The organism is Scytonema sp. PCC 10023, from assembly GCF_963920835.1.
Taxonomy (GTDB): domain Bacteria; phylum Cyanobacteriota; class Cyanobacteriia; order Cyanobacteriales; family Nostocaceae; genus Kalymmatonema.
This window is the reverse complement of the sequence record NZ_CAWUDP010000192.1, coordinates 1-8,215: the sequence shown is the minus strand read 5'-3', so window position 1 is coordinate 8,215 and position 8,215 is coordinate 1. Positions and strand designations below refer to the sequence as shown.

The following is an 8,215-nucleotide window of genomic DNA, read 5'->3' as shown; positions in this document are numbered from 1 at the left end:
CATACCTTCGGTTGGTTCAACCACTGTGGTCTATTTACCTGAAAATTGCTGTAAGTTTACGTAGACAATGATTAGCGATCGCCCTTCAGAGAAAACTTTTTGGTTTACTGATATTCTTTGCGTAAAAAATAAATTCTTCCCCGAAAGCCAATAGAACCTCCTCTACCAATCTGATCCCCTAGTCTCTCCTTAAGCGTCAAACTCCTTTCGTTGTACTCCCACGCCTACTTTAAATTTCCTTGGTAATAGTAAATATCAGCTAAAGCTTGTAAGGCATTGGCTTGTCCCTGTTCTTCGCCTATCTTCTCGGCAATTCTCAAGCTCTGTTGGTAACATCCTTCCGCATCGGTTAAATTTCCATTAACCCTGTAATAACCTCCCAAACCTTGTAAACTATGTACCTGCAACCAGTGAGCAGATTGATTGTCTATCGTATTAGCAATCGCCAAACTCTGGTCGTAGTAATTTTTCGCTTTCTCTTTCTCCCTCTGACCCAAGGCATCGTAACTTCTTCCTAGACAAAATAGAGCTTGAGCCTCTAAAAGGCGATTGTTTAAATTTCTGGCAATGGTCAAAAGTTTATTGTTGCACTCTATCGCCTTGGCATAATTGCTCGTGTAATTGTAGGAATCTTGCAAATGATACAGAGCATCCACCTCTTTTTCGAGGTCGCCTGTTTCTTGGAAGATGACTTTAGCTCGCTCGTAGCACTTTATTGCCTCAGGAAAATTCCTCGACTGTCCCGGAGCCCAATAATGAGCTTTTCCTATACAGGTTAGAGCAACTGCCTCTCCGTGACGATAGCCTATCTCAAGAGCGATTCCCGAACTCCTTGTGCAGATATCTATAGCTGTGCCTAAGCCCCAGTCATAGGGATGATTATAAGAGCTTCCTAAAGCATTGAGAATATCTACAAGTAATTCCTTGCCAGCTTTGCCATCTATCTGTTCAGCGATCGCCTTCCCCCGCTCGTAATTATTTCTTGCACTGTCTAAATCCTTTAAAGCTTGATAATCAATTCCTAGATGGAACAGAGTTTCAGCCTCCAAAAAGCGATTTTCAAAGCTTTGCGCGATCGCCAAAAGCCGCTTGCTTGACTCTATCGCCTTGGCATAGTCATCTGTATAACGGTAAAACAAACGTATATAGTACAGAAGCATCATTTCTATTTCCTGATAGCTTCTTTCCTGGCAGATGGTTAAAAGCTGCTCGTAGTACTCTACTGCCTTGGTAAACTCCTGACTTTCAAAGTTAGCATTTCTCAGAGTAATTAACAGATTAACAACAATGTTTATTAAGCGCTCAAAGGTCTGTATGTCGTTTCTTGTTGCCAGATTTATTGCATAATCTAGCATTGTTTGTACTAACCCAGCATCTATCAAGTTTTGGTTAGCTCTCAAAATTGCTAGTTTTTCACCGCTAGGACGGCTTAGTAGTAATTCAATCAGATTCAGATAAGCTTGACGACGATTTTCATTCATAAAGTATACCTATAACAGTCACCAATAGTAAGCACTACACTAGTCGGAAAAATTATTCAAAACTGGGGGAGTGTTAGGGTAGCGATCGCAAAGTGCCAAGCCCAGTAACTTAAAAACTTTACCAAAACTAGCTTTAATTCTTCACCACGCCCATAGTATTAAGTCCCCCAGCTAAGGAAAGTTCCGACTTTACTGAAGAAAGGGAAGAATAATTTACATAGTTGCTACTTGTGCAATTAGTTCATCTAATTCACTGTCAATTGCATCTAAATTTTTGCGAATAGATGCCAACTCATGCAGTTTCTGTTCGACATTCTCCTGCCCTTTTTGCTTTTCTTCCAAAATAGAATCTACCTGATCTCGAATATTTTGAATTTCCTGACCAAGTTCTTGGTCAATAGCATCCTTAATCTTGCCTATGTGCTGGACAACAGAATTGCTGAGTTCATCGGCTCTTTGGTAACTGTCTGTACGAATTTGGTTGATAAACTTCTCAGTAACTGCTGTCTTAATTTTGTCATTAGTTGACTGAACTTTCCAAGCACCTTGGACGATACCGCCAATAACCGCAGCTGGAATCAGAATAAACGGATTGAGACCAACAAAGGCATAAGTTACACCGAGTAAAACGGTTTGTGCAATTAAACCTTTCACCATTTCTTGAAAACCAAAAGCTGCTCCAAGCGCGCCGGAAACAGGATCTGCAAATAAAAGACCTCCAGCTGTAGCAAAAATACGCTCAAGTAAAGACACTTTTGCTTCTTGATATGTGATTGCACCTTGGGAATCAGAAGTGCCAGCAATTAAATCAACGCGTAAATCTTCTACATTCCTCACAAATGCTTCTGCTCTTTGCTCTAATTCAAGCATAAGGCTTTGTAATCGGTCACTTAAAAATGGTTGTAGTTCTGAAGATTGCCATGTAGCAAATTCTGTCTGTATCTTGTTAGCAAGATAGTTTTTAACTTCTTCAACTACTTTTTCTATCTGTGTAGTCACCCATTCTAACTTCAAAAATTTTACTGGATCTTGAATTTCGTATTCTGCCATCCATTCTGTGATTTTTTTCTCAGCTAGTTCTTGATAGAATTGCTGTGTTTTTTGATGTACAGATGGCTTCGTATCAGTAAGAAAGTTAGATACACGGGTCACTATTTGCTGACGTTCTAATTCTAGTAACCTCAATGGTTCTTGAGCAGCTTCATATCGTTGTTCTATAGTTTTTAAATCAGTTCGTAGTAGTGTTTCTCGCTCAGGAATTATTCGCCTTGCCTCATGAATTGCACCTTTGACTTCTTTAGCTGGTTGGAGAATTTTGAGTCGTCCTTTTTGGTTAGTGAGGAAATTTGCTAATTCTTTTTCTAGTTCAGGTACACCAGATTGATTCAATCGCTGCTCATCTGGTTCTAGCCGACCTTCTAAAGCACCAAGAGCATCAATAAAAAAGATACTTTCTTTACTACGTTTTGTACGAGAAGCTAGTTTGGAGAAAGCATGTTCTTTAATACTTTCTCTTTCTTTAGCTCTAATTTGGTTAATTCGATTGCAAATGAAGAAAATATCTTCATGTCCCATGCTAATCAAATTATTATCTATGAAAATCAGTTCAGTTTGAGAACAGAGAACTTCACAAGAGAGAACAAACAGAATAGCATCCACAGTGGATAAGTAATCCATTGTGACTTTCTGGCGAATTTCATGCTCATTCAGTCCAGGAGAATCAATAATCTCCACCCCGTCTTTACAAATCTCTAAAGGCCAGAATAGCTCTAACTTTTCGTAAGGGTTTTCTTTGATTTCACCTACATTATCTTTAATTACGACATACTCTTCTATTTGATCAATAGGAATTTCCTTGGCTGGCTTTGCTCCATTATCTGTAGAGTTAGTGTAATGCAGTAAAGCACGTTTGGGATCTCCCCATTTAACCTCATTAATAATAGCGGTACAAGGCTTTGCATAAGCAGGTAAAACTTCAGCGCCTAGCATGGCATTAATAAAAGTGCTTTTATCGCGCTTGAATTCTCCTAAAACTAGTACTTTAAAGCTGTCTGCCTGAACACGAGTTTCCAATTTATGCAGTGTTTCTTCCCAACCTTTCATATCCAAGGCATCTAATATATCTAGCTGGCGCTGAATCAGAGCAACTAAAGCTTTCCGTCGTTTTTGGAACAAATCAAACTGTGCGTGGGTGGTAGTCTGAATCATATTAATCTCCAACAATTTCAGAATTTAAAACAGGTGGAAACAGGAATTAATGGTTGGACGTTTCTACTGCTGCGAGGATTTCTTGTTTCAAAGCAGAGGCTTTGTCAAGCATTTGTTGCCAAGGTTGTTCATCTGAGTCTGGATGACTTACTTCAATCGCAGCCGTTTTGGCAGATTGCCAGGTAACTTGTTGGCGTTGGATATCTTCTGCTATTTGCTGGTATATCTTGCGTAGTCGCTCAAAGATGCGATCGCAGTATTCGTTAAAGGCTTTGTCTACAGAAAGTTCCAATTTCTTCTGCACTTGTTGGCGCTGTTCTTCTAATTTGTCAGTGAGGAATTGTTCGCTGAGAATGGCTGCACCCAGACTGACAGCGATCGCCACAGAACCTATATCAATCAACTGAGTCAATATATCAATGAGTTGTCTAGCTACTTGCTGGCTGCGCCATGCTTTGTGATTACCACCTTTCACCATTGCGGTAATTTGCGATCGCACTGCCTCTATTGCTTTGGTTTCGGAAGTATTTTCATCAACTGGATAAGATGGCAAAACTGGTATATCTGCAGAAATCCTCGCAGTAGTGCATTGATAAAAGTACTCTTACCACTAGAAAATTCCCCAATAACTGCTAAGTAGAGATTGGGATCACCACGTCGCTTTTGAATTTGGTTAATTTGAGAATCAATTTCGCTTTTTAACGCAGTAGAAATCTCTTCTCGCTCGATTATGTTTGCAGCAAACTGCAAGTGGTCTTCAACATCCGTCAAAGCATCCAGTTCATCTATAGTTTCTTGGGTTTTTGTATTTGTCACAGTCCTTGAGCTCCTTTCTCAGGCTGTTTTTTCTGACGCAATTATTATTTAAGTTTTCTGATAAGCAGAAGAGTTTTGCTGGTTTCCTATATTCAATTTAGAGCGATCGCCATTAGTTATCGATACAGTAAAGTTCCGGTGAAGTTCTGGAAAAATTCTCTATATGGTAGAGTTTGCATAGAAATTTATATAGCAATCCTAAATGAGTTACGAACAAAAAGATCCCCGACTTCTTAAAGAAGTCGGGGATCTGATCCTCTCGGTGTTTGCAAATCAAATAGGATTGCTATATAGAAATTTACGCGATGTGCAATTTCATATTCCGTTATGAGAATGCTAGTCTCAAATCTATATAGCGGTTTGCAATTGGATAAGGTACACAAACAAATCAACTAGAAATACCCATTAAGCTTCTTTTATGAAAACAACTTTAACGTTACTATTTTCTACCTTCTCGCCTTCGTAATTACCTTGAATTTGATTTGCTTTAACTACTTTCTCAATCTCTACAACATTGAATGTACTATCTTTGAGTTCGTTAACTCGTGCTTCACCTTTAATACGTAGCTCATCAGCTGTCTTTGATTCTCTTTGCGTTAGATCAGGGAAAATTATTCCATCAGGAGAACGCATATATAGAACAGGTATACCCCATTCAAATCGTTCCTTTGACTGACGGTACATTTCTAGCCGTCCTAGAGATACTGCTTCGTCAATAGACAGCCCAGATGCAAGTGCAGTGTAAAATCGCTTGCTGAAGATGATTGCATCATCATCTCGTACTTTATACTGCATTGCTACTACTGCTGGTATACCCTCTTTCATTAAAGCTGGTGCTATCCCAGTCCAAGGAGAAACTCCATCACGGCGACCTGATTCACATGCTCCCAAAAGAGCAACTTTAACACCAGCCATTTGCAATTGTTTCGCCAAATGGTTCGCTGGTAAGAATTCTGGCTGCTTTTCTTTGTTGAGCAAGACAAGATGTCCCATACCCTTAAACTCTTCAGTATTTGAGTTATTATCTTCCTCTGTAAATGCGCCATGACCTGCAAAGTGGAAAAGGTCTGGTTTTTTATCTAGTGCTGAAGTTAACTCCTCAAATGTTGGATTTTTGATGAAAGGCTCCCAATTTAGAGTAACTCCGTCTACACTAAATCTATCTAGCGCTTTTTTTATAACTTCCTGCTCAACATCCAAATCAAGGTCTTTCCAAGGGTTCGCTGTTACTGCAAGTAGGCGTAATGATTCTTGATTATCTTTCTTAATTGGATGCGTAGAGGTAGCAGTTGATTCATATCGTACCATTGAGTATTTTGGGTTCAACACCAGGAAGTTGTCATAACTATCTTCTTCATTTTCCTGGGGAAGATAGCAAAACTCCCAAGGTATTTGAGCAAGTTTTAAATCTTTAATCACTAAACGAAGGCGAACGCCACCTTCTGAACCCGCTCTTTCAACTGCCTTTTGGAATAAGTTACTAATTTCTCCTGGTGGAAACAATCGAATTGTTAACTGTTTACCCAGTTCAATTAATTCTTGAGGTGATAAACGTTTACGTTCTAGTTTCCTAAATTGCTTTTCTACTCCTTCAATTAAAACTGCTTCGCGGGTTTTCTCTGCGTCTGATGCAGAAATAGGTTCTATTTCTTTAGATGGATAGGAAACTGTCACGGCTTCACGAATATCTCCAACTTCTGAGAAGGGAACAGATATTTTGAATGTTTGGCTGGACTCATCATAATCCCGTAATTCGAGATTGAAATTTACATACTGGCGATTTTTAACCATGATTAGCTCCTTTTCGATTCCAAGTTCGGTTAATTACTTATCCCTCTTTTGTTCCTGACCCTACAGGAGATGAAAATTGGTACGTTATGACTAATTTATCTGTTGACCTTCAAGTTAACGTTGTTCAACTTTATAGTTTGAGAAACGCTCCTTGAATATGGCTTTAAACCTTACTTTTCACGGGATCTGGAAAACCTCTCTCCAAACCTCTCTCCTACAAGGAGAGAGGCTTTTAATTCTCTCCCTTCCCTATTAGGGAAGGGGGCTGGGGGGTTAGGTTCAGCGTTGGTTTTTCCACATGACGTGAAAAGTCAGGGCTTTAAACAAGTCAAGAATGAACTCGGCTGGGCTGATTTATGTCCTGAGCCTGCGGCACGGCGGAGCCGTTAGCGTAGCTCCTCTGTTAGCGAAGCTCTCCCGAAGGGAGCAAGAGGCACGGACACGCTACCTCACATCTTGCACCAATAAAAATTGATGTAATTTAATTACTCCGTATTAAACCGAAAGCCTTGATTTTGCGATAAAAGCCAATAAAAATAAGGTAGCTTTTTCGGGCATCTTTTTACGTTGCCTGTGTTTGTACGGTGAGGTGCAAGATATGAGCTACGTGAACGCCTGACAGACTATGAAAGCATTGAGCGCTGGTGGGAGATAATTTTTAGTGCTTATCTTTTAGTAAGCATTCAGACGACTTATTTCCAATTTCGTTGCTGAGAAGTTGGTAGCCGAAAATCTTCCAAATCCTAGCCCTGAGTCCTCTTCATTAATGAATGCATAAACTACTCAATTTAGTCAACATCGGAAGTCGGAAGCTGGCATGACATGGAAAAATTCTCTTAATAATTTGAGACTAATTATTCAATCTTATATCTTTTACCGTTTACTGCTACCTTGGTTAAATGTATTCAACATTCCTGGGATGAAACGCTGTTTCCTTAAGTTAATTGAATTAATAAATGGTTTTCGAGCTTATCCGATTCGTTTTTCTATTGCTAGTTCTTCTTGAAATTCGTCATTAATTATCTGATGACGACATACCGTAAAAGTTCTTCCCTGTTCCCTTATTGTTGAGATAATTTCAGTTTTTAGCTATCCCTCTTATGATGAACTCATCTATTATTTTCTTACTTTTCTCATCCACAATGGTATATAAGTCCTCTCCTAACCGGACTTTAAATTCCTCACTCTTTGAATCTAGAGTTTGGTTTATTTGAGTGAGCTTCTGTCCGTTCAATAGAATTATGTAAGAAGCGTCGGTTTGACCTTTTTGATTTCCGGACGTAATAACAAAACTTGTTCCTACATAGCCTCTAAATCTTACTTTTTTTAGTTCAGGTTCATCTCCAATTTTAAACTTCGCTGGTGTTTTTCCATCATCCCCTGACGGTTCTAAAGATAGAGCTTGAACTGGAGGTAATAGCTCTTTCGTGATATTTTGCAGAAAAATTACTCCAGTTAATATCGCAATAATTACTAGAGAAAAAACTGAAGTTTTCTAGTAAAATTAACTAAAAAGCACTTCATGATTTTGTCAATTATAAATAACTCAAATTTTCTGTTACTTACCATTTTTACACCTTAATTAATTTAGATTATTTCAAGAAGACAGGAAGAAGGATACAGAAGAAATTTGTCCGCGCTTCACCGTAGGTGCGTGTCCACGGGCGCTGCGAATGGATAAAGATATGGGATTACGTTACGCTTTGCTAACAGATCCCAAGACTCCATCCAATTGAAAACCACTCTTTTCTATACTTGAGCCGCAGCTAAAGCTGAACGGTACGCTATGCGAAGGATTTTGGTGGGAACTTAAACTCTTTTTGGGACAATGCAGAAAGGCAATACTTAAAACTCCAATATTATTTCGTAAGGATTCAGGTGAGGGGGTATTGACAGAAGGGACACTTGGGGTGGAGTAT

The 8,215-nt window shown here is 39.2% G+C and carries 6 protein-coding genes; all 6 read right to left on the bottom strand.

Annotation, left to right across the window (positions count from 1 at the left end):
• Positions 1-224: 224 nt before the first annotated feature.
• A complete protein-coding gene (locus ACM0OZ_RS46970; RefSeq protein ID WP_414589838.1) occupies positions 225-1,481 on the bottom strand; it encodes a tetratricopeptide repeat protein in 1,257 nt (418 codons plus the stop codon).
• Positions 1,482-1,694: 213 nt separating this feature from the next.
• Positions 1,695-3,689: a dynamin family protein gene (locus ACM0OZ_RS46965; protein ID WP_414589837.1), complete on the bottom strand. Its 1,995-nt coding sequence runs from the start codon at positions 3,687-3,689 to the stop codon at positions 1,695-1,697.
• A gap of 46 nt (positions 3,690-3,735) precedes the next feature.
• The gene (locus ACM0OZ_RS46960) at positions 3,736-4,242 is read right to left on the bottom strand and encodes a hypothetical protein (RefSeq protein WP_414589836.1); all 507 of its coding nucleotides are present in this window, start codon (positions 4,240-4,242) and stop codon (positions 3,736-3,738) included.
• On the bottom strand, positions 4,194-4,505 hold the full coding sequence (locus tag ACM0OZ_RS46955) for a hypothetical protein (protein ID WP_414589835.1): 312 nt from the start codon (positions 4,503-4,505) through the stop codon (positions 4,194-4,196). Before ACM0OZ_RS46955 ends, ACM0OZ_RS46960 begins: the two co-directional genes overlap by 49 nt.
• Before the next feature lie 405 nt (positions 4,506-4,910).
• The gene (locus ACM0OZ_RS46950) at positions 4,911-6,296 is read right to left on the bottom strand and encodes a CHAT domain-containing protein (RefSeq protein WP_414589834.1); all 1,386 of its coding nucleotides are present in this window, start codon (positions 6,294-6,296) and stop codon (positions 4,911-4,913) included.
• A 1,696-nt stretch (positions 6,297-7,992) separates the two neighbouring features.
• Positions 7,993-8,215 (bottom strand): hypothetical protein (locus ACM0OZ_RS46945; RefSeq protein ID WP_414589833.1); only part of this gene is annotated, 223 nt, incomplete at its 5' end.